Here is a 26,515-nt window from a genome sequence, read left to right on the forward strand (position 1 = left end):
CCCGGACGGTACCCTCGTAGGAGTGAGTGAATCCCGCATCGTCCTGTATTACGCCTTCACGCCGCTCTCCGATCCGGAGGCAGTGAAGCTCTGGCAGCACACGCTGTGCCGTGAGCTGGGCCTGAAAGGCCGCATCCTGATCTCCGAGCACGGGATCAACGGCACTGTCGGCGGCGATATGAAGGCCGTGAAGAAGTATGTGAAGCAGACACGCTCCTATGCGCCCTTCCGGTCTATGGAGTTCAAATGGTCCGAGGGCGGGGCTGAGCAGTTCCCGCGCCTGTCGGTGAAGGTCAGGCCCGAGCTGGTGGCCTTCGGCGTCCCTGACGAGGTGGAGGTGGACCAGGACGGCGTCGTCGGCGGAGGCGAACACCTGAAGCCGGAGGAGGTCCATGAGCTGGTCGAGCGCAAGCGCGCGGAGGGCACCGAGGTCACCTTCTTCGACGGCCGCAACGCCATGGAGGCCCAGATCGGTCGGTTCAAGGATGCCGTCGTCCCGGAGACCGAGACCACCCGCGACTTCATCCGTGAGCTGGACTCCGGCAGATACGACCATCTGAAGGACCAGCCGGTGGTCACCTACTGCACCGGCGGCATCCGCTGCGAAGTGCTCTCCTCCCTGATGCGCCGGCGTGGGTTCCAGGACGTCTATCAGATCGACGGCGGCATCGTCCGCTATGGCGAGACCTACGGCGACGCCGGGCTGTGGGAGGGCGAGCTCTACGTCTTCGACGGCCGCATGAACACCCGCTTCAGCGAGGATGCGGTCACGATCGGCGAGTGCTCGAACTGCAGCGGACCCACCTCCGAGTTCTACAACTGTATGGACCGCGGCTGCTCCACGCTGAAGCTCTACTGCCAGGACTGCCGGCACATCCCGGAGACCCAGCGGTGCGAGAACTGCCAGGCACGGCTGCAGCAGGACCCGGACCACCCCAACTCGGGTCCGTTGGAGAAGCCCCGGCGCGCCCGGCAGGCCTGATTCCGAGAGAAGGAAGTGCATGACGACGACGCCGACCCCTCCCGCCCCCGCCTCGGCGGAGACGGAGCTGATCGCCCTCCTCCGCGAGGACCTGGTCACAGCTCGGTTCACCAACGAGGAGGTGGCCCGGCTGCTGGGCCCCGACGCCGTCGCCGCGCTGGACCGGGAGCAGATCGTTCCGGGGCAGCTGCGCATCCTGGAGCTCTTCGCCCAGGCCGCCGGGGCTCAGCGTCCCCGGCCTGGCGACCAGGCGGGGGAGCGGCCGAGTGCAGGATCGGCCCCGCTGTCTCCGCGGGCCGGCCGCGCGATCACCGCTCAGGCGACGGCCGAGCACATCGATCCCTGTGCGGTGCTCACCGGACTGTGGCTGCTGGCGGTGGACGTCACCGCTGAGCAGCTCGACGCCGCCCTGCCTCAGGTCCGCACCGAGGGCCTGGAGCGGCTGAACCTGGTCTGCAGCGAGACCGCTGCGGAGGGGACCTTCATCCGGCCGCAGGTGGATCTGCGTCCCTATGAGGCTGAGCAGCAGGAGGGGACCGCCCATCTCTGGGTGACCAGTGACCTCTCCGCCCACCAGATGGACGGGCCGCTTCCCGCCGATCACGTGCTCGGCGTCGGGCAGGCCAGCCTGACCCTGGCCTCCATCACGCACCGCCCGAGCGTGCGGAATGCCCTGGACGTGGGGACCGGGTGCGGGATCCAGCTGTTCCACCTGCTCGATCACGCCGAGCATGTGGTGGGCACCGATCTCTCCGAGCGTGCTCTGGAGTTCACCCGATTCAATCTGCTGCTCAACGCTGAGCCGCTGGGGCTGGATCCTGAGGACCTCGGTTCGCGCGTGGAGCTGCTCCACGGCAGCCTGCTGGAGCCGGTGGCCGGACGCAGCTTCGACCTGGTGGTCTCCAATCCGCCCTTCGTCATCACGCCCCGGACCCAGGATGAGGCGGAGGAGGAGCGCTACACCTACCGCGACGGCGGTCGCGAGGGCGACTCCCTCATGGAGGAGCTGATCACCGGTCTGCCGGAGATCCTGGCTGAGGGCGGCACCGCTCAGATGCTCGGCAACTGGGAGATCCATGCCGGGACCGAAGAGTCCGGCGGCTGGTCGGAGCGTCCGCGCATCTGGGCCCGGGCGGCCGGGCTGCATGCCTGGTTCATCCAGCGTGACTTCCAGAACCCGGCCGGCTATGCCGAGACCTGGCTGCGGGACGCCTCCGAGGAGCGCGACCTGGCCGATTATCGGCGTCGTTATGCCGACTACCTGCAAGACTTCGAGGACCGGGGTGTGGCCGGAGTCGGCTTCGGCATGATCTGGCTGCAGAGGCCGGCCGGGCCAGTCCCCGATCACCCTTCCCCTGACGACACCGGCCTCGATCAGTCCGGCCCCGACGGCGCCGGCGGATCCTCCGGTCTGTGGCAGCGCTTCGAGGAGCTCACCGGGGAGGTCCAGCAGCCGCTGGGTCCGGTGATCGGACGCACTGCTGAGCGCGCCCTGGCGGTGCGCACCGGTCCGGCCGAGGTGACGGATCAGATCCTCATCGCTCCGGAGGATGTCACCGAGGAGCGCTATCAGCGCTTCGGGGCCCAGCATCCGGAGGTCATCCTCGCCCGGCAGGGCGGCGGCTTCCGCCGGGTGCGCCCGGTCAGCAGTGCGGCGGCCGGCCTGCTGGGGGCCGCCGACGGCGAGTTCACCGCCTCCCAGCTGATCACCGCGGTCGCGTCCCTGGTCGATGCCGAGGAGGAGCCGCTGCGCGATGAGGTCCTCGACCTCTACGTCGAAGGCTTCCTCACCCACCCTTGAGCCGCGGCGGCCGTCACTTCTGCCTCGATTGGCACGTCTGAGTGGGGTCGGGGTCGTTGTGGCAACACATCCGTGCCAATAGATGAGTCCAGGCCGCAGAGTCCCCGTCTCACCCCGCTGTTATAGTGAGCTTCCGACGGCCCGTCCGTCGTCTACGCACCCGTCACCCGGTTCTAGGAGAGCAGTGCCCGCAGGCAAGAAGCTCGTCATCGTCGAGTCCCCGGCCAAGTCCAAGTCGATCGCCAAGTACTTGGGCGACGACTTCATCGTCGACGCATCGGCCGGGCATATCCGTGACCTGCCGCAGCCCTCCGATCTGCCTGCGGACATGAAGAAGGGGCCCTTCGGCAAGTTCGCGGTGAACCCGGAGGAGGGCTTCAAGCCCTACTACGTGATCTCCGACTCGAAGAAGTCCAAGGTGCGCGAGCTCAAGCAGCGGCTCAAGGAAGCCGATGAGCTCTACCTGGCACCCGATGCCGACCGCGAGGGCGAGGCCATCGCGTGGCACCTGCTGGAGGTGCTCAAGCCCAAGGTCCCGGTCTATCGGATGACCTTCACCGAGATCACCCGCGAGGGGATCACCCGTGCGCTGGAGAACGTCCGCGAGATCGATCAGGACCTGGTGGACGCCCAGGAGACTCGGCGCATCCTGGACCGGCTCTACGGCTATGAGATCTCGCCGGTGCTCTGGCGCAAGGTCGGCCGGGGCCTCTCGGCGGGACGCGTGCAGTCTGTGGCCACCCGTCTGGTGGTGGAGCGTGAGCGCGAGCGCATGGCGTTCATCCCGGCGTCGTACTGGGACCTCAGCGGCACCTTCTCCACCGATGGCGGTGAGGAGTTCTCGGCCAAGCTGACGGCGCTGGACGACGCCCGCATCGCCACCGGATCCGACTTCGACGACCGTGGTGAGCTCAAGCAGACCCGCTCCAAGCAGGAGGTCGCCGTCCTGAAGAAGGACGACGCCGAGTCGCTGGCGGCCGGTCTGACCGATGCCCCCTTCTCCGTGGACTCGCTGGAGGAGAAGCCCTACAGCCGCCGCCCGCAGCCGGCCTTCACCACCTCCACCCTGCAGCAGGAGGCGGCCCGCCGCCTGCGCTTCTCCTCCCGGGTGACCATGCAGGTGGCACAGCGTCTCTACGAGAACGGCTACATCACCTATATGCGTACCGACTCGGTGACGCTCTCCAACGAGGCCATCCAGGCGGCCCGTCGGCAGGCCACCGAGCTCTTCGGTGCGGACCACGTCCCGGAGAAGCCGCGCTTCTACGCCAAGAAGAACGAGACCGCCCAGGAGGCCCACGAGGCGATCCGCCCGGCCGGTGACCACTTCCGGACGCCCGGCCAGGTGGCCAAGGAGCTCTCCGCCGATGAGTTCAAGCTCTACGAGCTGATCTGGAAGCGCACCGTCGCCTCGCAGATGCAGGACGCGAAGGGCTTCACCGCCTCGGTGCGGCTGACCGGTGAGGCCGCCGACGGGCGCCGCGCCACCTTCGGCGCCTCCGGCACGGTCATCACCTTCCCGGGCTTCCTGGCCGCCTACGAGGAGGTCAAGGAGTCGGAGGAGTCCGACGCCGCCAAGGCCAAGGAGTCGGAGAAGCGGCTGCCCAAGCTGGAGGAGGGTGAGAGGCTCACCGGTGAGGACATCGAGGCCAAGGGCCACGAGACCACTCCGCCGGCCCGCTACACCGAGGCGAGCATCGTCGCGGAGCTGGAGAAGCGGGAGATCGGCCGTCCCTCCACCTACGCGCCCACCATCTCGACCATCATGGACCGCGGCTATGTGACCAAGCGCGGCTCGGCCCTGGTGCCCTCCTGGACCGCGTTCAGCGTGATCCGCCTGCTGGAGGAGCACTTCGGCCGGTACGTGGACTATGACTTCACCGCCCGCATGGAGGACGACCTCGACCAGATCGCCCGCGGAGAGATCGAACGCGAGGCCTGGCTGCAGGGCTTCTACTTCGGAGCCTCCTCCGGTGAGCAGGGGCTGAAGGACGTGGTGGACAACCTGGGTGAGATCGATGCCCGGGCGATCAACTCCATGGCGGTGGCGGAGAACACCCATCTGCGGGTGGGCCGCTACGGACCGTATCTGGAGCGTCCCAACCCGGACGGCGTCGTCAACGCCGAGGGCGAGTTGGAGATGCAGCGGGCCAATCTGCCTCAGGATCTGGCCCCGGACGAGCTCACCGCGGCCAAGGTGGAGGAGCTCTTCGAGCAGGCTCAGCATTCGGGCAAGGTACTGGGGAACGATCCGGAGACCGGCCGTGAGATCGTCGCCAAGGACGGGCGCTACGGTCCCTATGTCACCGAGGTCATCCCGGAGATGACTGAGGAGGAGCTGGAGGCCTACCTGGACGCGCAGCCCACGGAGTACTACAAGAACGGCAAGCCGAAGCCGAAGAAGAAGCCGGCCAAGCAGAAGCCGCGCACCGGGTCCCTGCTGAGCGGGATGACCCTGGAGACGGTGACTCTGGAGGACGCGCTGAAGATCCTCTCGCTGCCCCGTGTGGTGGGAACCGACGACGACGGCGAGGAGATCACCGCCCAGAACGGCCGGTTCGGTCCGTATCTGAAGAAGGGCAGCGATTCCCGCTCCCTGGAGTCCGAGGAACAGATGTTCACCATCACCTTGGACGAGGCCAAGGCGATCTACGCCCAGCCCAAGCAGCGGGGCCGCCGCGCGGCTCAGCCGCCGCTGGCGGAGTTCGGCAATGACCCGACCACGGAGAAGCCTGTGGTGGTCAAGGACGGCCGCTTCGGCCCCTACGTCACCGACGGTGAGACCAACGTGACGGTGCCGCGCAGCGTCTCGGTGGAGCAGCTGACCAAGGAGCACGCCTACTCGCTGCTGGCGGAGAAGCGGGCCAAGGGCCCGGCCAAGAAGAGCGCCCCCAAGAGCTCCACGGCCAAGAAGCCTGCCGCCAAGAAGTCCGGCGGCGCCAAGAGCACATCGAAGAAGTCGACGGCCAGCACCAAGGCCGGATCCTCCTAGGAGTTCGCAGCTATGCGTCTGGGCGTGCTGGACATCGGGTCGAATACGGTGCATCTGCTGCTGGTGGATGCACATATCGGTGCTAAGCCGGACGCCTTCGCCTCCCATAAGCGCCCTCTGTCTCTGGTGAAGTACCTCGATGAGTTCGGGGCCATCACCGCTGAGGGCCAGGAGGAGCTGATCAGCTTCATCGCTGAGGCGACCCGTTTCGCGGCGCGTCACCGGGCTGATGACATGCTGTCCTTCTGCACCTCAGCCATCCGCGAGGCCAGCAACGGTGATGCAGTGTTGGCTCGGGTGACCGAGGAGACCGGCGTGGAGCTTATGGAGCTCACCGGTGCCCAGGAGTCGGCGATGACGTTCTTCGCCGTGCGTCGCTGGCGGGGCTGGAGCGCGGGACGCATCCTGAACTTCGACATCGGCGGCGGATCCTTCGAGATCGCCTACGGCCAGGACGAGCTGCCGGCCACGGCCATGTCGGCCCCGTTGGGCGCCGGACGGCTGACCCGCGACTGGTTGGCCGGCCCGAAGGACGCGCTGCCGGGAGAGAAGCCGCCGTCGAAGGAACAGGTCCGAGAGCTCAAGACCTATGTGCGCGAAGAGCTGGAGGCGGCCCGCCTTGAGTTCCCGGCGCTGAACCACCATACCGAGGTGATGGCCACCTCCAAGACCTTCCGCTCGCTGGCCCGGATGACAGGCGCCGCTCCCTCGGCCGAGGGACCTTATGTGAAGCGGACCCTGAACCGGAAGAGCCTGAAACCCCTGGTCAAGAAGCTGGGGGAGATGTCCGCAGAGCAGCGTGCTGAGCTGCCCGGGGTCTCGGTGACCCGCGCCCCGCAGGTCTTCGCCGGTGCCCTGGTCGCTGAGCAGGCGATGAAGGTCTTCGGGATCGAGGAGTTGCAGATCTGTCCATGGGCTCTGCGTGAGGGCCTGATCCTGCAGCGCCTGGACACGCTGGCCCGGGACCAAGCCGAGGTTGTGAGCCACGCGCCCGGCGTCGGGCATGTCGACCTGGCCCGTGAGCTGAAGAAGCCGCAGCGTCCGGCCGGACGTCCGCGTGCAGAGGCGGCGGTTGAACGTGCCCACAGCTGACATCCCGGTGGCCCTGTCCACCTCCTCCGTGTATCCGCTGGGCGTCGCAGAGGGATTCTCCATCGCCCAGGACCTCGGCTATGACGGGGTGGAGGTGATGGTCACCCACCGCACCGAGACCCAGCAGGCCGAGGTGCTCAACCGCCTGTCGGAGAAGTTCGGGCTGGAGATCATGGCCATCCACGCCCCCACCCTGCTGCTGACCCAGCAGGTGTGGGGCTCGGCCTGGGAGAAGCTGGCCCGCAGCGCGCAGCTGGCCCTGGACGTGGGCTGCGGCGTCGTGGTGGCGCATCCGCCGTTCCGGTGGCAGACCGGCTACGCCGAAGGATTCGCCGAGGGGATCGCGGAGATCGAGGAGCGCACCGGAGTCCTCTTCGCCGTGGAGAACATGTACCCCTGGCGGGCCGGTGGACGTGAAGCCACGATGTACCTTCCGCACTGGGATCCGGTGGATCAGCCCTACCCCCACGTGACCTGGGACTTCTCCCATGCGGCCACCGCGGAGGCAGATTCCCTCAGCGCAGTGCAGGCGCTGGGACCACGCCTGCGCCATGTCCATCTGACTGACGGCTGGTCCAACGGCTTCAAGGATGACCACCTCATCCCCGGCCAGGGAGAGCAGCGCGTGGCCGAGGCCATGCAGCTCATCGGCAGCCCGGAGTTCGGCGACGGCGGCTTCGACGGCGTCGTGGCGGTGGAGGTCTCCACCCGGTCGGCCCGGAAGGTGGGGGAGCGGGAGCGCTGGCTGGCTGAGTCCCTGGCCTTCGCCCGGGCCCATCTGGGTCAGAGCGGCTGAGCCTGTCGGGAGCGGATGACCTGACGCGATCGGCACAGAAGCTGGCCTGGCTGGTGAGCGGCAGTTTCCTCCCTTAACTCGAGGCCTATTGTTTTGGCTCGTGATTGACAGGGCTGCTGGTGTGAGTCATATAACGGCCTCGCGAGCGAAGTTCTGAAGCTCAGCTGTAACCTTGCTACGGGTCTCTTCGGGCTGAGGGACCGATCGGAAGTGAGGCGGCAGTATGGGGAATCCCGCAGAAGAGCTCTCCGTCATTCTCAGGGAATGGCAGGCGGGTGAAGGGCGAAGCATGGAGGCCCTTCGAGGTACTAAGTCTGCGTCCGGTCTTCGGAAGCACCTGACAGCTATGCGACTGCTAGAGGAGATCGCGGAGCGAGTAGAGCGCATGGCATCTAAAGGGCGCAAGGTGCGTGGCTACCAGGATTTGTGGCCAAGGCTCGGTCGGGGCATCCTCGCTATTAAGTCGCGCTGGACTCAGCGTCCAGTCACGGGTGCAGCTGACTTCAAGGAATCTGATCTTGACCTCTTGGACCAACTCGGTGAACTTCTCGATCTTGATCAGATGCGAGTCATCATCAATGCAGAGTCTCAGGCTCGGCTTATCGAACTTATGGAAGAGTCGTTGAGCGTGCTGGACGCGGACTCCTCACTGCCGGAGGCGACCAGTTCTTACATCAGGAGATGTCTTGAGCGGCTGCTTATTTGCTTGCGGGAGTATGAGCGGCACGGGAGGTCTGCAACTGAAGAGGCCGTTCAGCATGCCTATTTTGCAATGCAAGCCGCCGAGGTGGAATCCGACGTCCCGTCCAAATGGCAGAGGCTCCGCGAGCAGGTCCTGGTTCCTCTGCCCGCCGGCATCATCTCAGGAGGCACCGTGAATCTGATCGCTGCGGCAACAGCAGCGGCAACGGGAACTGGATAGCTGGAAAACTTGGCGGTGGCAGGCATCCTCCCGTCAGGCAAATGTGTCGTAGGTTCTCGGTAGAGTTGATGCCGTTGGCCAGACCGCATGATGAGGGGTAAAGATTTGGCTGAGGCTGGAACCGCCAAGCGGGGTGCGAAGAAGGGCGCTGCGAAGGGGCAGGCGAAGAAGACCCTCGAGCAGACGCTCTGGGAAGCAGCTGAGACTCTCCGCGGAAATCAGGAGCCGGGCGAGTACAAGCACGTGGTGCTCGGCCTCGTGTTCCTGAAATACATCTCCGACCGCTTCGTCGAACACCGCCAGAAGCTCGAGGAAGAGCTCCAAGAGGACGGTCTTGACCCTCAGGAGATCGCAGAGACTCTGGAGGACCGCGACGAGTACACCGCGGAGAACGTCTTCTGGGTGCCTATGGCTGCTCGTTACAGCGCGGTGCAGGACCTGGCCAAGACCGAGCGCGTCGGCGAGCGGATCGACCAGGCCATGGACCTCATTGAGAAGGAGAACCCCACGCTCGTGGGCGTGCTCCCGAATAACTACGCCCGTGAGGGGCTCGATCAGCGCAAGCTGGGTGAGTTGGTGGACCTCATCGGCTCTATCGGCTTCCATGTATCGCAGGACCACGGCAGCGACGATGTCCTCGGCCGCGTCTACGAGTACTTCCTCGGCCAGTTCGCCGGTCGGGAGTCAGGCAAGGACGCGGGCGCTTTCTACACGCCGCGTTCGGTGGTCAAGGTGCTGGTGGAGATGCTCGAGCCCTATAAGGGACGTGTCTTTGACCCGGCCTGTGGGTCCGGCGGCATGTTCGTCGAATCCATGGATTTTGTGAAGGCCCACGGTGGCCACCGGGATGACATCTCGATCTACGGCCAGGAGTACACCCACACCACGTGGAAGCTGGCCAAGATGAACCTGGCGATCCGCGGTCTTGATGCTGATCTCGGTAATAAGGCAGCCGATTCTTTTGCCGAAGATCTGCATCCTGATCTGCGAGTGGATTACGTGCTCGCGAATCCGAAGTTTAATCAGAGTGACTGGTTTCACCCCAAGCTTCAGGATGATCCGCGTTGGAAGTACGGGTTGCCGCCTGAGGGGAATGCAAACTTCGCGTGGATTCAGCACTTCATTCACCACCTGGCGCCTGATGGGCATGCTGGCATCGTCTTGGCCAACGGAAGCCTCAGTTCCAAATCTGGCGGCGAGGGAGACATCCGCCGGAGGTTGGTGGAGTCCGAACTGGTGGACTGCGTCGTCGCAATGCCCGACAAGCTCTTCTTCAACACTGGCATCCCGGTGAGCCTGTGGTTCTTCTCGAAGAACCGCCACGGCAACGGACACCGTGAACGTAAGGGTGAGGTGCTGTTCATCGATGCCCGTCAGCTCGGACGCATGGAGTCCCGGAAATTGCGGGTCCTGGATGACGACGACGTCGCGAAGATCGCTGACACTTATCACTCGTGGCGGAACAGGGACGGCGGCTACGAGGACGTGCCTGGTTTCGCGAAGGCTGCCAAGCTTGAGGAGGTCGAGAAGCACGACTTCGTCCTCACCCCAGGTCGGTACGTCGGTGCGGCGGCGGCAGAGGAAGATGCAGAGCCGATCGACGAGAAGATTGAACGTCTCACCCAAGAGCTGTACGGAGAGTTTGATCGCGGTCGTGAGCTCGAACTGACCATCCGCGAGAGGCTGGGTGGTTTGATTGGTCGCTGAATGGCGTCAGGTACAACTGGGGCAGGTGGCTCAGGAAGTCACGGTCGGGTACGTCGGGTCGATGGCCTCAGAATACGTTGATGACGGAGTGCCGTTTCTTCGCTCGTTGAACGTGCGGCCGCATAGAGTCTCCGTTGACGACATCCGCTACATTTCGCCCGGTTTCCACCAGAGGATCGCCAAGTCCGCGCTGGCTCCAGGCGATGTTGTCACCGTTCGCACCGGGAAACCTGGGGCGACCGCCGTTGTGCCAGAGTGGCTTCCGGTTGCGAACTGTTCTGACCTCGTCGTTACTAGGCCAGGCCCCTCTCTGGATTCTCGGTGGCTCAGTTACTACATCAACGGAGCCGCGAACGCGTACGTGTCTTCTCGGCTCGTCGGAGCAGTTCAACAACATTTCAATGTGGGGGCCGCCAAAGAGCTGATGCTGAATCTTCCGCCGCTTGAGGAGCAACGGGAGATCGCGGCGACGCTTGGGGCGCTGGACGACAAGATCGAATCCAACCGAAGGGTCGTCGATACTGCTGCCCAACTCGCCGTGACCTTACTGTTGGTGCAGGACGCTACCGGCCTGGCTGAAAAGGTGCGAGTGGGCGACGTGGCCGAGTTGAACAAGGGGCTCTCGTATAAGGGCGCTGGGCTTACCTCGTCCGATGACTCTTCTGCCCTTCCTCTTATCAACCTCAAGAGTTTTTCGACTGGGCCACTGATGAACCGGGACGGATTGAAGTATTACCGGGGTGAGTACAAGGACCGTCACATCGTTCGGAGCGGAGATCTGATGGTCGCGAACACCGACCTTACCCAGGCACGCGAAATACTTGGCCGCTCCTTCCTGGTCCCCACTGAGCTTGAGGGGGCGATTCACACGCACCATACATCTGTTCTGCGGTTCCTGGACCGACCTGAACTGAGATACGTCTTCTGGGCCCAGTCGCGTACTCAGGAGTTTCGCGACCGAGCTGAGGGATACGCGACAGGTACCACAGTGTCGGCGCTCCCCCCGGTGGCAGTTCTGGACTACGAGCTTGAAGTCCCGGTCAATCTGGCGGCTAAGCGGGGCCAAGTGGAAGCTCTCTTGGAGCGGGTCTGGCAGATTGAACGTGAGATTGACAGCCTCACTCGCCTCAGGGAGGCATTGCTGCCAGAACTCCTGTCCGGGCGGATCCGGGTTCCGGAGGCGGCTGAAGCAGTGGAGGAGGCTGTCTCATGACGGTCTACACCGAAGAGCTGGTGGAGCACGCGGCACTCGAGTGGCTCGAGGCATTGGGGTATGAGGTCCTGCACGGTCCAGACCTGGGCCCCGATGCTGAGGTGGCGGAGCGTGCGTCGTGGGACGACGTGTTCCTTGGCGAGCGGCTCCGCAGCGCGGTTGAGCGGATCAACCCCGACGTCCCGGCTGACGTCTGCGCCGAAGCGATCAAGAAGATCCAGCGTCCTGAATCGCAGGACACGCTCACGGAGAATCACCGCATCCACCGCCTCCTCACCGAAGGCGTCCCGATCGAGCACCGTAACGTTGCGGGTCAGGTGCGGACCGTCACGGTTCATGTGGTCGATTTCCAGAATCCCGAGCTGAACGACTGGGCGGTGGTCAACCAGGTCACAGTCATCGAGAACCGCAACCGACGACCGGACGTGCTGGTGTACCTCAATGGGATCCCGGTGGCACTCTTCGAACTGAAGTCCGCAATCGCCCACAACGCCACGTTGAAATCTGCCTTCAACCAGGTGCAGACCTACCGTCGCGACATCCCGTCGGTCTTCAACACCAACGCACTGACAGTGATCAGCGACGGAACTGCGGCAGCCATGAGCACCTTCACCGCCCACTGGGAGCACTACGCTCCGTGGAAGACCAGCGACGGTGAAGAGATTACGGGAACGCCCTCGCTCGACATCCTCATCAAAGGAGTCTTCCCGAAGACGCGCTTCCTGGACATCCTGAAGAACTTCATCGTGTTCTCCGAGGAGACGATCACCGAGAAGGACGGCACCGCCAAACAGATCCACATCAAGCGCGCGGCCAAGTACCACCAGTACTGGGCGGTCAATAAAGCCGTGGAATCCACCATTCGTGCTTCCCAGCCGGACGGTGATCGGCGTGGTGGCGTCATCTGGCATACCCAGGGCTCTGGCAAGAGCTTCGAGATGGTCTTCTACGCCGCCAAGATCATGCGCGACACCAGGATGGCCAACCCCACTCTGGTGTTCCTCACAGACCGCAACGATCTCGACGACCAGCTCTTTGCCGAGGTCTTCGCTCCAGCGCACATCCTGCCTGAATCCCCGACTCAGGCAGACACGCGAGACGACCTCAGAGCTAAGCTGCGCCGAGCGTCCGGCGGCATCATCTTCACCACGCTGCAGAAGTTCGGCGTGCCCGACGGTGACAACCCTGTGCTCACCGACCGTCGTAACGTCGTGGTGGTTGCCGATGAAGCTCACCGCTCACAGTACGGTCTGAAATCTCGGCTCGACGGAGAGACGGGACAGCTCAAAGCAGGCTTCGCCAAGCACATGCGGGATGCGTTGCCCGGGGCAACCTTCCTTGGCTTCACCGGCACCCCGATCGAATCCGCCGACAAATCAACCCGCAGCGTCTTCGGCGACTACATCGACATCTATGACCTCACTCGCGCTGTGGACGACGGAGCCACGGTGAAGATCTACTACGAGTCGCGACTCGCGAAGATCGGGCTCAACGAAGACGACCTCGACACGCTGGATGAACTGGCGGAGCAGATCGTCGGGGACAGCGAAGAGGAACTCGGTGAGAAGGCCAAATCGAAGTGGGCCCGGCTTGAAGCCATCGTCGGATCCGAGTCGCGCCTGGACATGATCGCTGCAGACATCGTCGAGCACTGGGAGAACCGTAGGAACTCTCTCCTGGGCGGCAAAGCCATGATCGTGACCATGAGCCGGCGCATCGCCGTACGCCTCTACGAGAAGATCACGGCGTTGCGACCGGACTGGCACTCTGAGGATCCATCTGAGGGACGGATCAAGGTCGTCATGACAGGCTCAGCCTCAGACCCGCAGAACTTCCAAGCTCATCTCTACGACAAGCAGACGCGCAATCAGCTCAAGGCGCGGGCGAAGAACCCGGAGGACTCCCTGGAGCTCGTGATCGTCCGCGACATGTGGCTCACCGGCTTCGACTCGCCATCCCTGAACACGATGTACGTGGACAAGACCATGCGTGGTGCCGGCCTCATGCAGGCGATCGCACGGGTCAACCGCACCTTCAAGGACAAGACCGGCGGCCTCATCGTCGATTACATCGGAATCTTCACCCGCCTCCAGAACGCGCTCGGCGAGTACTCGCCCACAGATCGCGAGCAGGCCGGTGTTCCGATCGACGAAGTCGTGGCCGTGATGCAGGAGAAATACGGCGTCGTCCGGGACATCCTCTACGGGGTGCGTTACACCAGCACGGCTGGCATGTCCTCTGCCCAGCGTCAGGAGCAGTACAACGACGTCCTCAACTTCGTGCTGGCTGACGCTGAGCGGGCCAGACGTTTCCGGGACCAGACCCTTGCCCTGGTCAAAGCTTTCTCACTGGCAGGCACACGCGACGAGGCCGCAGCCATCCGCGATGACGTCGCCCTCTTCGCCGCGGTCCGCGCCGGCGTAGAGAAGTTCCAGGACACCGGGTCAGGGCTGGCCGGATCCTCGGCGGAGGAGATGGACAGCGCGTTGGGAGATCTCGTCAATGCCGCCATCGCTGCAGACAAGGTGATCGACGTCTACGGTTTCTCCGGGCAGGAGAAGCCCGAGCTCTCCCTGCTCAGTGACGAATTCCTGGACTCGTTGGTGCATGACGAGCGGGCCAATCTGCAGCTCACACTGCTGCGCAAGCTTCTCGATGATGAGGTGCGCAGCGTGAAGCGGCGGAACGTGGTGAAGGGTCGATCCTTCTCCGAGCGGCTCGATGACGCGGTCAACAAGTACACGAACCAGGCGCTCACTGCGGCAGAAGTCATCGCCGAATTGGCCGCTCTGGCGAAGGACATCCGGGACGAGCCCCAGGAGGCAGAACGCCTTGGGCTCTCTGTCGCTGAAATGGCTTTCTACGACGCTATCCGGCAGAACGACGCGGCAGTCGAAAACCTGGGTGATGAGACCCTCAAACAGATCACCGTGGAACTCGTTCAGTCCGTGCAGAGATCTGTCGCCGTAGATTGGACCAGCAGGAAGTCAGTGAGAGCCAAGATGCGGCGCGATATCAAGCGCCTCCTCCGGCACTATAAATACCCACCTGACAAGCGGGAAGAAGCCGTCCAGCTCGTGCTCGAGCAAGCCGAGGTTTATGCCCAGGCTGCATAGATGAGGCATTCCCAGCGGCCTCGCTCGGGCTGAGCCTGCCGACGGCATAGGGTGGTGCCATGAGCACACCGAAGATCGCCATGCTGGGCCTGGGTTCCATGAACGGAGCCATCCTCGCCGGCTTCCTGGGCGCCGGAACTGCGCCCGAGGACATCATCGCCACCTCTCGTTCGGCGGCCTCCGCGCAGGCGCGCTCCGCACAGTACGGCGTCACCGTGCTGGCCGAGGAGCAGGATGAGGCCGCCGACCGCACCGCCGCGGCCCAGGCCGACATCGTCTTCCTCGGGGTGAAGCCCCACCAGATCACCGACCTCTGCGCAGACATCCGAGACTCGCTGCAGCCCCACGCCGTGGTCGTCTCGGTGGCCGCCGCGGTCACCCTGGACATGCTCGAGGAGGCGCTGGCCCCCGGCCAGCCGGTCATCCGCACGATGCCCAACACTCCGCTCTCGGTCGGGCTGGGCGTGGTCGGCCTGGCGGCCGGCACCCACACCAGCCGGGAGCAGACTCAGCAGGTCGCTGAGCTGTTGGGCAGCAGCGGGGCGGTGCACATCCTTGAGGAGCAGCAGATCGATGCGCTCACCGGTGTGGCAGGCTCCGGGCCGGCCTATGCCTTCTACCTGGCCGAACACATGGCCGCCGCGGGGGTGGAGATGGGCTTGGACCCTGAGCTCGCCGCCGACCTCGCCGCCCAGACCCTCTACGGTGCGGGCCGGATGCTGGTGGAGAACCGCCCCTCCCGCACTGCGACGCCGGCCGACGCCGCCCAGCTGCGCCGCAACGTGACCAGCCCCAACGGCACCACGCAGCAGGCCATCGAGACCTTCGACGCCCACGGCATGTCGGAGGCCGTCCGGGCCGGGGCGAAGGCCAGCTCCGCACGCGCCGCGGAGATCACCGAGCAGCTGCGCGGCAGCTGAGCGGAACCACCCATCGGGGCCGACGCGGCAGCAGAACCTGAACAGTCGTAGGCTGGGGAGCATGCAGGGGGACACCACGCGCCGTCCGCCGGCCTATGGCCAGCAGCTGCAGGAGACCAGCGCCTGGCGAAGCTTCACCAGGTGGTTGGGCCGGCTCGCAGGATCATCGCCGGCCCGTGCCGCCCTGCTCATCTTCGCCCTGACCATCGGGCTGTTCACCTCCCTGCTGATGATGCCCTGGGCCACGGCCAGCGGCAGCGCCCCAGACTTCCACGATGCGCTCTTCGTGGCCACCTCCGCGGTCACCGTCACGGGCCTGACGCCGGTCAACACGGCTGAGCACTGGTCTCTGGCCGGGGAGATCGTGATCCTGGTGGGCATCCAGGTGGGCGGCCTGGGGATCATCACCATCGCCGCCCTGCTGGCTATCTCGGTGACCCGGCATCTCGGCCTGCGCACCCGGCTGGTGGCCCAGGAGGGAATCTCCACCGGCAAGCTCGGGGAGACCGGCTCGCTGATCAAGATCGTGGTGATCTTCTCCGCCGTCGTCGAGCTGGCCCTGGCCCTGGTGCTGGTGCCCCGGCTGATCGCCCTGGAGGGCGACGTCGCCACCGGGTTCTGGCACGGCATCTTCTACTCGGTCTCGGCCTTCAACAACGCTGGCTTCGTCATCCACCCCGAGGGCCTGGCCGACGTGGGTCATGATCCCATCGTGCTGTGGACTCTGATGGCCGGGGTGTTCCTGGGCAGCCTCGGCTTCCCGGTCCTGCTGCTGCTCTGGCGCCACCGCTGGCACTTCCGTCGGTGGAGTCTGCACACCCGGCTCACCGTCGAGGTCACGGTGCTGCTGATGGTCGTCGGCGCGGTCCTCTACGCGGTGCTGGAATGGAACCACGTCGACACCCTCGGGCAGATGACCACCGGGGAGAAGCTGCAGAACTCGCTCTTCGCCTCGGTCATGATGCGTTCCGGCGGCTTCTCCGTGGTGGACAACGTCATCGAGCACTCGGAGACCATGCTGGTCACTAACGCACTGATGTTCGCCGGCGGCGGCTCCGCCTCCACCGCCGGGGGCATCAAGGTCACCACGATCGCGGTCATCTTCCTGGCGTTCCTGGCCGAGGCCCGCGGCCATGAGGAGTCCACCGCCCACGGCCGCACCATCCCCACCCAGGCGGTCCGCGTGGCGGTCTCAGTGGTCGCGATGGGCGCCACCTTCGTGCTGATCTCCACTCTGGCGCTGATCATCATCACCGGAGAGGACCTGGAGCGCCCGCTGTTCGAGTCGATCTCCGCCTTCGCCACCTGCGGGCTCACCACCGGGCTGACCGAGGAGCTGTCGCCGTCGGGGCTCTACGTGCTCACCGGGCTGATGTTCGCCGGACGTGTGGGCATCATGACCTTCGCCGCGGCGCTGACGATCCGTCACAGCCGCACCCGATACCGCTATCCTGAGGCCCGGCCGATCATCGGCTGAGCCATCCCGCCGGAGAGGAAACACACGTGGCAAAGCAGAGACATAGCAATAAGCCGGTGCTCGTCGTCGGCTTGGGGCGCTTCGGGATCGCTCTGGCCGAGCAGCTGATCTCACAGAACAAAGAGGTCCTCGCCGTCGAGCGCAGCCGCAGTCTCGCGCAGAAGTACGCGGACAGCCTCACCCATGTGGTCGAGGCCGACGCCACCGACATCGAGGCGCTGCGGCAGTTGGGCGCCGATGAGTTCGACAGTGCCGTGGTCGGCGTCGGGACCTCCATCGAGTCCAGTGTGCTCATCGCGGCGAACCTGGTGGACCTGGGGGTCAAGCAGGTCTGGGCCAAGGCCATCAACCCCACCCACGGCAAGATCCTCACCCGCATCGGCTGCCACCACGTGATCTACCCGGAGCACGACGCCGGTGTGCGGGCCGCCCACCTGGTCCCGGGGCAGATGCTGGACTTCATCAAGTTCGACGACGACTTCGCCATCGTCAAGATGCGCCCGCCCAAGGATCTCCACGGCAAGACCATCGACCAGTGTCAGCCGCGCAAGCGTCACGGGGTCAACGTGGTGGGCGTGAAGCCTCCCGGCAAGGACTTCGTCTATGCCCAGCCGGACACCAAGGTCTCCGCCGGGGACACGATCATCGTCTCCGGCGATGTCACCGTGCTCGAAGGTTTCGCCGACTCGGCCTAGTTCCCGTAGGCTTTCGCGTGTGACGCGTACCTCCTCGGCCGCCGGCTCGCAGACCAGCTTTCGGGCCTCTGTGCCCACTGCGGTCGTCTGGGACCCGGCGCTGCTGAGCTACCGCTTCAACGCGACCCATCCCATGGACCCGGTGCGCCTGGACCTCACAGAGCGTCTCTGCCGGGAGTTCGGGATCTTCGAGGATCCCCAGGTCTCGCTCCTCGCCCCGGGCATCGCTTCGGACGAGGTGCTGGGCAGCATCCATGACACCGCCTATATCGAAGCGGTCCGCGCCGGAGCCTCCCGCGGCGAGCCCTCTGTCGAGCATGGCCTGGGCACGGAGGACACCCCGGTCTTCCCTGAGCTGCACGAGGGGGCGGCGCGCATCGCCGAGGGCACGCTGCGCTGCGCGGAGGCTCTCTTGGAGGGAAGCGCCCTCCACGCGGTGAACTTCGCCGGTGGCATGCACCACGCCTTCCGCGCCAAGGCGGGCGGATTCTGCGTCTACAACGACGCCGCCCTGGCCATCCATCGGCTCCTCGAGCCCGGTGCAGGACGCAGCGGCGCCCGACGGGTGCTCTACCTGGATGTGGACGCACACCACGGCGACGGCACTCAGAGCATCTTCTACGACGACCCTCGGGTCATGACGGTCTCTCTGCACCAGTCCGGCACCACCCTGTTCCCCGGTACGGGTTTCCCGAATGAGACCGGAGGCGGCGGCCCCGCCGCCGGGGAGGGCACTGCGGTCAACATCGCGCTGCCCCCGGGGACCGGCGACGCCGGATGGCTGCGTGCCTTCCACGCCGTGGTCCCGCAGTTGGTCCGGGCCTTCGAGCCGGAGGTCATCGTCTCCCAGCACGGCTGCGACTCCCATGCCGCCGACCCGCTGAGCGACCTGCAGCTCTCGGTGGATGCGCATCGGCAGATGGCCTTGGATGTCTCCCATCTGGCCGAGGAGCATGCGGAGAACCGGTGGATCGCCACCGGGGGCGGCGGCTATGCGGTCCATGACGTGGTGCCCCGCAGCTGGACCCATCTGACCGCGGTCGCGGCGGGGTCGCCCCTGCGGCTGCACACCGAGGTGCCGCAGGCATGGCGTGAGTACGTCCGCTTCGCCTGCGGTCTCGAGGCTCCGCCGCAGACGATGGGGGACGAGGCCGCTCTCTGGTGGCGGTCCTGGGAGCTGGGCTATGACCCCTCCGACGCCGTGGACCGTGCCGTGATGCAGACGCGCAAGGAGATCTTCCCGCTCTACGGTCTGGACCCCTGGTACGACTGATCACAGCGTCGCGGGTGCCCCCAGTGCCGGCGCTTCATGACGATTCTGCCGCCGCCTTAGGTTGCCGTTACACTGTTCCGAGACCTTTTGGCTGAATTTCACCTACAGACAAGGACCAGTACCCTATGGGCTCTGTGATCAAGAAGCGCCGGAAGCGTATGGCGAAGAAGAAGCACCGCAAGCGTCTGCGCAAGACTCGCCACCAGCGGCGCAATAAGTGATCCAGTCCTTTCGGCTGGATCAGCGGAACCCCGGAGCGCATGCTTCGGGGTTCTGTCGTATCAGCGGGCATAGGTCCAGGAGAGGACACAGATGAGTGATCAGGTGAAGGTGGAGGTCCTGACCAAGCAGGGCTGCCATCTCTGTGAGGACGCGGTGGAGGTGACCCGTCAGGCCTGCGCCGAGTTCGGGCTGGACCACCACATCGTCGACATCACAGAGGATCCGCAGCTGCGTGAGCTGTACGCGGAGGAGATCCCCGTGCTGCGCATCGACGGGACTGTGCGTGACTTCTGGCGCTTCGACCCGGCGCGGCTGCGGCGCCTGCTCGCCGAGGCCCTGGGGCGCAGCTCCGGCTGAGTCCCACGGCGGTCGCAGGCGTGCCCGCCGCAGATGGTCCCGCCACAGATGATCAGGGCCCGGTCGGAAGATTCCGACCGGGCCCTGATCATCTGCCAGAGGAGGGGGCTCAGTGGCCGCCCTCGTCGTCGCTCTCAGCCTGCTGCTGCTCGTAGATCTCCATGTAGAGGTCGTTGCAGAGCTCCAGGCCCTCTTCGTCGTGCGGGTCATCGGCTGCGCCGCCGCCGTGGGTCGCGGTGCAGTCCTCGAGGTGGGCGATGTCCTCGCTGTCGAAGTCCTGCAGGAGGGCCTCGCGGTATTCCTTCAGCGTTCCGTCCAGGACCGTGGTGGGCACGGTCTCGGTCTCGCCGTCCACCGTGTACTCGACGTCGTGGAAGCCTCCGATGTCGCCGTCGAAGCCGTCGACGATGAACTCTTCGTCGTGCTCCAGGGAGACTCGCTCGCCCGGCTCCAGCGTGGTGGAGAAGGACTCGCCGTCCACGCTGATCTCGACGTCGGCGGCGGTGGCCTCGGAGCCGTAGTCGGTGTTGATGATCGAACCGATGGCGCGTGCGCTCTCGCCCTCCTCCGTGGTGAGGAGGATGATGTCGGCGTACTTCACGTCCTCGATCTCCACGCCCACACCGTTGGAGGGGTCGTACTGGTTCGTGGTGGCCTGATAGTTGACCGCGCTGCAGCCGGTGGCGCCCAGAATGGCAGCCGCTGCAAGGGTGGCCAGCGCCGGACGGCGGGCCTTGTCAGCTGCGAACTTCACGTCGAGAGTCTCCTCTGATCTCAGTGCGACATAGATCGGCCTCAAGCCTACTTCATCGAGGCTCAGTGATGCTGTCCGGGTCACACAGGTTGAGCGCCTGCAGCGCTTGGGTGCTGCCGGCGATTCTACGCGATGTAGAAAAAGCGTGGGCGCGTAGCCTATTGCGTGTCATGACAGTTGCTCGGAACGACACGCTGGCCGAAATGTGACCCGTGATAAACTGGATCGCGGGAAAGGGGAACAATACATGGTTTTTGAGGTCGGCGAGACAGTCGTATACCCGCATCACGGTGCGGCCACCATCGAAGAGGTCAAGACTCGCACCGTCCGGGGTGAGGAGAAGACCTACCTGAAGCTGAGGGTCTCCCAGGGTGACCTGACCATCGAAGTCCCAGCGGACAACGTCGATCTCGTGGGTGTCCGCGATGTCGTCGGCACAGAGGGCCTGGAGCACGTGTTCGACGTCCTGCGTGCGGAGTACACCGAGGAGCCCACCAACTGGTCCCGCCGCTATAAGGCGAACCTGGAGAAACTGGCCTCGGGAGACGTCAACAAGGTCGCCGAGGTCGTTCGGGACCTCTGGCGCCGGGAGAATGACCGAGGTCTGTCGGCCGGTGAGAAGCGCATGCTGGCCAAAGCACGCCAGATCCTGGTCTCCGAGCTGGCCCTGGCCAAGAAGCTCGAGGAGGAGCTCGCCGAGAAGCTCCTCGACGAGGTCCTGGACGAGGCCCCCGTGGCAGGGACCGATTCCAAGAAGTGAACAGGACGCAGGTGAGGCCTTCGGCCGAGCCCGCTGACATATCCCAGATGAGTCGCCCGGCCGCTGCACAGCGCCGGGCGCTCGTCATAGTGGGAGCGGGCAGTGGACAGCGGCTCGGTCATGGGCGGCCCAAAGCATCGGTGGAGTTGGCTGGCCGCCCTATCATCAGCCGCGCTCTGGAACCGGTGGGTCCGGAGCTCGGCATCGACGTCCTGGTGTTGGTGCTGCCCGCCGATCAGCGCCATCACGCGGACATGGCCGCCGCGGCCCATTCTCCGGCTGCCCGCAGCGGAGCTGAGGTGATCACCGTCGCCGGCGGCTCCAGCCGACCCGCCTCGGTGCGTGTCGGCCTGGAAGCGGTCCGAGGCTATGGCGAGTCTCTGGGGTGGGTCCCGGAGCATACGGCGGTGCTCATCCACGACGCCGCCCGCCCCCTGACGCCCACCGAGGTCTTCGGCCGTGTCTTCGACGCCGTGGAGCAGGGAAACCGTGCCGTGGTGCCCGCGCTTCCGGTCACCGACACCATCAAAGCGGCTCACCGGCCCGACTCTGACCACCCCGCCACCCAGCCGTCCGCCACCCCGCCGTCCGACGGCCTGCGGTCTGAGGGCGCTGTCCCTGATGGCCCTCAGGCCGAGACCGTCCGCGAGACTCTGCCGCGTGCCGAGCTGCGCGCGGTCCAGACCCCGCAGGGCTTCACTCTGGAGTTCCTCCAGCAGGCCTTCGCCCACATCGGGGAGCTTCCCGAGGATGAGGCGGACCTCCTGACCGACGAGGCGATGATCGCTGAGGACATGGGCGTCCCTGTGGCGCTGGTGCCGGGCAGCGAACAGTCCCTGAAGATCACCACACCCACTGACCTGATCACCGCGGAGGCCCTGATGCAGGCATCTCGCCCCACACCGCCCCTGCCCCGCACCGGCATCGGCCATGATGTCCATGCCTATGCGGAGCCGCAGGAGATGCGGGAGCTGTGGCTGGCCGGTCTGCACTGGCCCGGCGAGCAGGGCCTGAGCGGGCACTCCGACGGTGACGCCGTCGCCCATGCCGCCTGTGACGCCCTGTTCAGCGCGGCCGGCATCGGGGATCTCGGCGTGCACTTCGGGGCAGACACCATCGGGACGAGCCGGCCTGAGCTGGAGGGCGCTCACGGCACAGTGCTGTTGGCCGAGGCCGCGCGGCTGGTGCGGGAGGCCGGCTTCGAGATCGGCAATATCGCAGTGCAGCTCGTGGCGCGGCGGCCCAGATTCGGCCCTCGCCGCGAGGAGGCCCAACAGGTGCTCAGCGAGGCGGCCGGGGCCCCGGTCTCCGTCAGCGCGACCACATCGGACGGTCTGGGCTTCACCGGCCGGTCCGAGGGGGTCCTCGCCACTGCCACGGCGTTGGTCCACCCGGCTGATGCGGCGCACAGACGATAAGCTGACTCCGTGGCACTGCGACTCTACGACACCAAGACAGCGAGCATCCGTGACTTCGAGCCTCTGGAACCGGGGCGCGTCTCGCTGTACTACTGCGGGGCGACCGTTCAGGGCCGGCCGCATGTCGGCCACGTCCGGTCCGCCGTCGCCTTCGACATCCTCGTCCGGTGGCTGGAGGCCTCCGACTATGACGTGCTGAGCGTCCGCAACGTCACCGACATCGATGACAAGATCCTGGAGAAGTCTGCGGCCTCCTACGGCGAGGACTTCCTGCCCAGCGCGGACTACCCGGCCGAAGAGCCGTGGTTCGCCCTGGCCTACCGCTTCGAGCAGGCCTTCCACGAGGCCTATGACGCTCTGGGAGTGCGCCGGCCCCGCTATGAGCCCCGCGCCGCCGGGCATATGACCGAGATGTTCGAGCTGATCCGTCGGCTCATCGACGCCGGCCACGCCTATCCCGCCGAGGACGGTTCCGGGGATGTCTACTTCGACGTCCGCTCCTGGCCGCAGTACGGAGAGCTGACGCGTCAGTCGGTGGAGGATATGCAGGACGCTCCCGACGCCGACCCCCGCGGCAAGCGCGATCCGCGCGACTTCGCACTGTGGAAGGGAAAGAAGGAGGGCGACCCGGAGTCTGCCTCCTGGGATTCCCCCTGGGGACGCGGCCGGCCGGGGTGGCACCTGGAGTGCTCGGCCATGTCGACGAAGTACCTGGGACGGACCTTCGACATCCACGGAGGCGGCCTGGACCTGCGCTTCCCCCACCATGAGAACGAGTTGGCCCAGTCCGCGGCGGCCGGAGACGGCTTCGCCCGCTTCTGGCTGCACAACGGCATGGTCACCTATGAGGGGGAGAAGATGTCCAAATCTGTGGGCAACACGATCTCTCCCCACGAGATGCTGGAACAGGCTCGGCCCAAAGCGGTGCGCTACTTCCTGGGTCAGGCCCACTACCGCTCCCAGTTGGACTACCGCCCCGGTGCACTGCAGGAGGCAGAGGCGGCCGTGGAACGTGTGGAGTCCTTCGTGGACCGGGCGCTGCCGGAATCCTTCTCCCTGCGGCCGCAGCGCCATCTGCCGAAGGCCTTCTGCGAGGCCATGGACGATGACCTCAACGTCCCGGCCGCGCTGGCAGCCCTGCATGAGACGGTGCGGGCGGGCAACACGGCGCTGGACGCCTCCGATGCCGCTGCTGCGGAGGAGCGCGGACTGGAGGCCGCCGCGATGATGTCGGTCCTGGGGCTGCTCGAAGTGCCGGAGCCGGACCTGTCCTCGGGTCCTGCCGCCGCCGCATTGGACATGCTGGTCGAGGCGCAGTTGGCTGAGCGTGCTGAGGCGAAGTCAGTCAAGGACTTCGCCGCCGCGGATGCCATCCGGGACAGGCTGAGTGCCGCCGGAGTTCAGATCGAAGACACCCCTGCGGGGGCAACCTGGTCGCTGACCAAGGGAGGTGCTTGACCATGGCGAAGGATTCACGGCCGAAGTCCGCAGCAGTGCGGAAGGCCAGCACGAAGAAGGGACAGGTCACCGGTTCCGGCGGTCAGGGCCGCCGCAAGCTGGAAGGCAGGGGTCCGACGCCGAAGGCTGAGGACCGCGTCTATCACAAGGCGCATAAGAACAAGCAGCTGGCCGAACGTGCCGCTGCCAAGCGTGAGGCCACCCGCCCGCGGACCCGTGGGTCCGGGTTCGGCGCCGATGACGCAGTCGCAGGGCGCAACGCTGTGGTTGAGGCGCTGCGGGAAGGGGTGCCGGCCAAAGAGCTCCACGTGGCGGCCGACATCGACTCCGACGGGCGCGTGCGTGAGTCGCTGCGCTTCGCCGCGGAGCGCGGCATCCGCGTCAAGGAGGTCTCCCGCCGCCAGCTGGACACCACCACCGGCGATGCCGTCCACCAGGGCGTGGCCCTGGTGCTGGAGCCCTACGACTACGCCGTGGCGGAGGAGTTCCTGGAGGACGCGCTGGAACGGGCCCGAAAGGGCCACATCCCGCACCAGCCCCTGATGGTCGCCTGCGACTCCATCACCGATCCCCGCAATCTGGGTGCGATCCTGCGTGCCTCGGCGGCCTTCGGCGCCGACGGCGTGCTCATCCCGGAGCGGCGCAGCGCGGGAGTCACCGCCACCGCGTGGAAGACCTCCGCCGGAGCGGCGGCCCGGCTGCCTGTGGCGCGGGCGAAGAACCTCACCCAGGCCATCAAGGAGGCCAAAGAACAGGGTTACTTCGTGCTCGGCCTCGACGGCGAGGGCGATGTGGACCTGCCCGGTCTCGAGCTCGCCGGGGAGCCGCTGATCATCGTGGTCGGCTCCGAGGGCAAGGGTCTCTCCCGCCTGGTCCGGGAGAACTGCGACCAGATCGTCTCCATCCCGATCAGCTCGGCCACCGAGTCGCTCAACGCCTCCATGGCAGTGGGGATCAGCCTCTACGAGATCGCCACGCTGCGCAGCGGGGGTGCCGGCCGGCCGTCCCGACGCGCGGAGGGAGCGAACTGATGAAGCGGATTCGCGGTGAGGAGCAGCCCGGGTTCCTGGATATCCTCCAGACCTGGCTTCCGCATCAGCCGTGGTTCCCGCAGGGCATCGGCCGCTGCACTCTGACCCGTACCGGGGGTCTGCGTCTGCCCACTCCGGAGGGCGACGCCGACCAGCGGCTCTTCCTGGAGCTGCACATCTTCGACGTCGAGCACGCTGAGGGCAGCGCTCGGATCGCCCTTCCGGTGGCGCTGCGCAGCCGGCCCTCGGCTCTGGCCGGCAAGACCGCCTTCATCGGCAAACTCTCCACAGCGGATGCCGGAGAGGTCTGGCTCTACGACGGCGCCCGCGATCGCGCCTTCCTCGCCGCCTGGCTCGAGATGGCACGTCGCCAGCAGGGCAGTCGCAACGGCCGCTCCAAAGGTGCGGCCTTCGGTGACTTCGCCTCATGGGATCCCTTCACCGTGAAGCTGCGCCGCACTGCGGGCGAGTCCAAGACCCGGCCGGTCACCCGCACTGTGGTGACCCCGGAGCATGCGCAGGAGGAGGCCTCTGCCGAGGAGAAGGTCGTCGTGGAGTTCATCCGCCGTCCCACGGCAGAGCGGCGCGAGTCCTTCGACTCTGTACTGACGCTGACCCAGGCACGGTCTCGAACCGTCTCCCGCGTACTGGGCATCATCTCCGGCGCCTGGGAGAACCGCGCTCTCTCCGGTGAGGGTGACTCCATCGCCTGGGAGATGGGGGACCTGGCGATCATCCGCGACGGGCTGACTCAGTCGCCCAACGGGTGGCATCTGGCCAAGACGGCTCTGTCCCAGGCCGAGCCCTTCGTCGAGATGGCCCGCGAGATGGGCCGCTCGTTGGGCACCTTCCATGCTGATCTGGCCGGTTCCTTCGGCTCCTATCCTCAGAGCGGCGATCAGCTGCGGGGCATGGCTAAGAACGCGCAGCAGGCGCTGGCCCGCCAGTGGCAGGCAGTGCGCGAGGAGTTCGATGAGGATGAGAGCGCTGACCTCAGCGAGGTCATCGAATCGATCGATCAGCAGCTGAGCGACGCCGAGGAGCCGCTCATGCTCCAGCAGATTCATGGTGACCTCAGCCTCCACCACGCGCACCGTCCGGGAGAACACGGGTGGGTCTTCCATGAGGAGGGAGGTGTGGTGAACCGCGCCCTGCCGCTGCACGATGTGGTCACCATGCTGATGTCCTTCGCGACGCTGGTCATGGAATCGGCCAGCGAGACCCCCGGCGCAGACGGCGGTAAGAGGCCGGTCAACTACGGGCGTTGGTACGAGGAGGTCAGCGCCGCCTTCATCGAGGGGTACCGCGGCAGCGACGTCGACAGCACCAGCATCGAATCAGTCTTCTTCCGTGCTGCGATGCTGGCAGAGGCCCTTGACCTCTTCGGGCGGTGGCAGGGACAGTGGGTGTTCCGGCCCTCCATGCTGATGCAGGTGGGGCCTGATCCACTGAACCGGTTCAGATCTGCGTGATTCCGCGGAACGACGGGCTGAGTTCACGCCGAATTTACATGCGGCGAAGAGTGGTGC

General features: G+C 65.9%; 21 protein-coding genes. 20 read left to right on the forward strand and 1 reads right to left on the reverse strand.

Annotated features, from left to right (window positions below):
* The first annotated feature begins 22 nt into the window (after nt 1-22).
* The 15 genes from trhO to JOF45_RS12790 all read left to right on the forward strand — a co-directional run bounded on the left by trhO (nt 23) and on the right by JOF45_RS12790 (nt 19,565).
* Nucleotides 23-982, forward strand: a complete 960-nt coding sequence (trhO, locus tag JOF45_RS12720; protein ID WP_210051033.1) for an oxygen-dependent tRNA uridine(34) hydroxylase TrhO — start codon at nt 23-25, stop codon at nt 980-982.
* 19 nt (nt 983-1,001) lie between these two features.
* The gene (locus tag JOF45_RS12725; RefSeq protein WP_210051035.1) at nt 1,002-2,783 is read left to right on the forward strand and encodes a DUF7059 domain-containing protein; all 1,782 of its coding nucleotides are present in this window, start codon (nt 1,002-1,004) and stop codon (nt 2,781-2,783) included.
* A gap of 82 nt (nt 2,784-2,865) precedes the next feature.
* Nucleotides 2,866-5,775 carry a type I DNA topoisomerase gene (gene topA, locus JOF45_RS12730; RefSeq protein ID WP_210051038.1) on the forward strand — a complete coding sequence of 970 codons (2,910 nt, stop codon included), beginning with the start codon at nt 2,866-2,868 and terminating at the stop codon, nt 5,773-5,775.
* 12 nt (nt 5,776-5,787) lie between these two features.
* Nucleotides 5,788-6,867, forward strand: a complete 1,080-nt coding sequence (locus tag JOF45_RS12735; RefSeq protein WP_210051040.1) for a Ppx/GppA family phosphatase — start codon at nt 5,788-5,790, stop codon at nt 6,865-6,867.
* On the forward strand, nt 6,854-7,663 hold the full coding sequence (locus JOF45_RS12740; protein WP_342591498.1) for a sugar phosphate isomerase/epimerase family protein: 810 nt from the start codon (nt 6,854-6,856) through the stop codon (nt 7,661-7,663). The genes JOF45_RS12735 and JOF45_RS12740 overlap by 14 nt, the downstream gene beginning before the upstream one ends.
* 385 nt (nt 7,664-8,048) lie before the next feature.
* Nucleotides 8,049-8,585 carry a hypothetical protein gene (locus tag JOF45_RS12745; protein WP_210051052.1) on the forward strand — a complete coding sequence of 179 codons (537 nt, stop codon included), beginning with the start codon at nt 8,049-8,051 and terminating at the stop codon, nt 8,583-8,585.
* 90 nt (nt 8,586-8,675) lie between these two features.
* Nucleotides 8,676-10,292: a class I SAM-dependent DNA methyltransferase gene (locus JOF45_RS12750; RefSeq protein WP_210051062.1), complete on the forward strand. Its 1,617-nt coding sequence runs from the start codon at nt 8,676-8,678 to the stop codon at nt 10,290-10,292.
* 25 nt (nt 10,293-10,317) lie between these two features.
* Nucleotides 10,318-11,505 (forward strand): restriction endonuclease subunit S, encoded by a 1,188-nt coding sequence (locus JOF45_RS12755; RefSeq protein ID WP_210051071.1) that lies wholly within the window; start codon nt 10,318-10,320, stop codon nt 11,503-11,505.
* Complete coding sequence (locus tag JOF45_RS12760; RefSeq protein WP_210051073.1) at nt 11,502-14,621, forward strand: type I restriction endonuclease subunit R; 3,120 nt, start codon at nt 11,502-11,504, stop codon at nt 14,619-14,621. Before JOF45_RS12755 ends, JOF45_RS12760 begins: the two co-directional genes overlap by 4 nt.
* A gap of 59 nt (nt 14,622-14,680) precedes the next feature.
* The gene (gene proC, locus JOF45_RS12765; protein ID WP_210051076.1) at nt 14,681-15,541 is read left to right on the forward strand and encodes a pyrroline-5-carboxylate reductase; all 861 of its coding nucleotides are present in this window, start codon (nt 14,681-14,683) and stop codon (nt 15,539-15,541) included.
* Nucleotides 15,542-15,602: 61 nt separating this feature from the next.
* The gene (locus tag JOF45_RS12770; protein ID WP_210051080.1) at nt 15,603-17,018 is read left to right on the forward strand and encodes a TrkH family potassium uptake protein; all 1,416 of its coding nucleotides are present in this window, start codon (nt 15,603-15,605) and stop codon (nt 17,016-17,018) included.
* 56 nt (nt 17,019-17,074) lie between these two features.
* Nucleotides 17,075-17,713: a potassium channel family protein gene (locus JOF45_RS12775; protein ID WP_210051489.1), complete on the forward strand. Its 639-nt coding sequence runs from the start codon at nt 17,075-17,077 to the stop codon at nt 17,711-17,713.
* Nucleotides 17,676-18,986, forward strand: coding sequence for an acetoin utilization protein AcuC (locus tag JOF45_RS12780; protein WP_210051082.1), 1,311 nt, complete (start codon nt 17,676-17,678; stop codon nt 18,984-18,986). Before JOF45_RS12775 ends, JOF45_RS12780 begins: the two co-directional genes overlap by 38 nt.
* 125 nt (nt 18,987-19,111) lie before the next feature.
* Nucleotides 19,112-19,207 carry a 30S ribosomal protein bS22 gene (locus JOF45_RS12785; RefSeq protein ID WP_022873036.1) on the forward strand — a complete coding sequence of 32 codons (96 nt, stop codon included), beginning with the start codon at nt 19,112-19,114 and terminating at the stop codon, nt 19,205-19,207.
* 91 nt (nt 19,208-19,298) lie between these two features.
* Nucleotides 19,299-19,565, forward strand: a complete 267-nt coding sequence (locus JOF45_RS12790; RefSeq protein ID WP_210051084.1) for a glutaredoxin family protein — start codon at nt 19,299-19,301, stop codon at nt 19,563-19,565.
* A gap of 109 nt (nt 19,566-19,674) precedes the next feature.
* Here the strand turns inward: JOF45_RS12790 and JOF45_RS12795 are convergent, their stop codons facing one another.
* Complete coding sequence (locus tag JOF45_RS12795; protein ID WP_210051086.1) at nt 19,675-20,319, reverse strand: hypothetical protein; 645 nt, start codon at nt 20,317-20,319, stop codon at nt 19,675-19,677.
* A gap of 247 nt (nt 20,320-20,566) precedes the next feature.
* On the opposite strand from JOF45_RS12795, the gene JOF45_RS12800 reads away from it, so the two are divergent.
* From JOF45_RS12800 to JOF45_RS12820, 5 genes are read left to right on the forward strand one after another with little or no spacing between them, the layout of a single operon-like run.
* On the forward strand, nt 20,567-21,079 hold the full coding sequence (locus JOF45_RS12800) for a CarD family transcriptional regulator (protein ID WP_210051089.1): 513 nt from the start codon (nt 20,567-20,569) through the stop codon (nt 21,077-21,079).
* Between the two features lie 47 nt (nt 21,080-21,126).
* Nucleotides 21,127-22,497 carry a 2-C-methyl-D-erythritol 2,4-cyclodiphosphate synthase gene (gene ispF / locus JOF45_RS12805; protein ID WP_210051099.1) on the forward strand — a complete coding sequence of 457 codons (1,371 nt, stop codon included), beginning with the start codon at nt 21,127-21,129 and terminating at the stop codon, nt 22,495-22,497.
* A 9-nt stretch (nt 22,498-22,506) separates the two neighbouring features.
* Nucleotides 22,507-23,955, forward strand: a complete 1,449-nt coding sequence (gene cysS, locus JOF45_RS12810) for a cysteine--tRNA ligase (RefSeq protein ID WP_210051101.1) — start codon at nt 22,507-22,509, stop codon at nt 23,953-23,955.
* Nucleotides 23,956-23,957: 2 nt separating this feature from the next.
* Entirely contained in the window at nt 23,958-24,986 is a 1,029-nt protein-coding gene (rlmB, locus tag JOF45_RS12815; RefSeq protein ID WP_210051103.1) for a 23S rRNA (guanosine(2251)-2'-O)-methyltransferase RlmB, read from the forward strand.
* A complete protein-coding gene (locus tag JOF45_RS12820; RefSeq protein WP_210051105.1) occupies nt 24,986-26,458 on the forward strand; it encodes a maltokinase N-terminal cap-like domain-containing protein in 1,473 nt (490 codons plus the stop codon). Before rlmB ends, JOF45_RS12820 begins: the two co-directional genes overlap by 1 nt.
* The last annotated feature ends 57 nt before the right edge of the window (nt 26,459-26,515 follow it).

Source organism: Nesterenkonia lacusekhoensis (genome assembly GCF_017876395.1).
Lineage (GTDB): Bacteria > Actinomycetota > Actinomycetes > Actinomycetales > Micrococcaceae > Nesterenkonia > Nesterenkonia lacusekhoensis.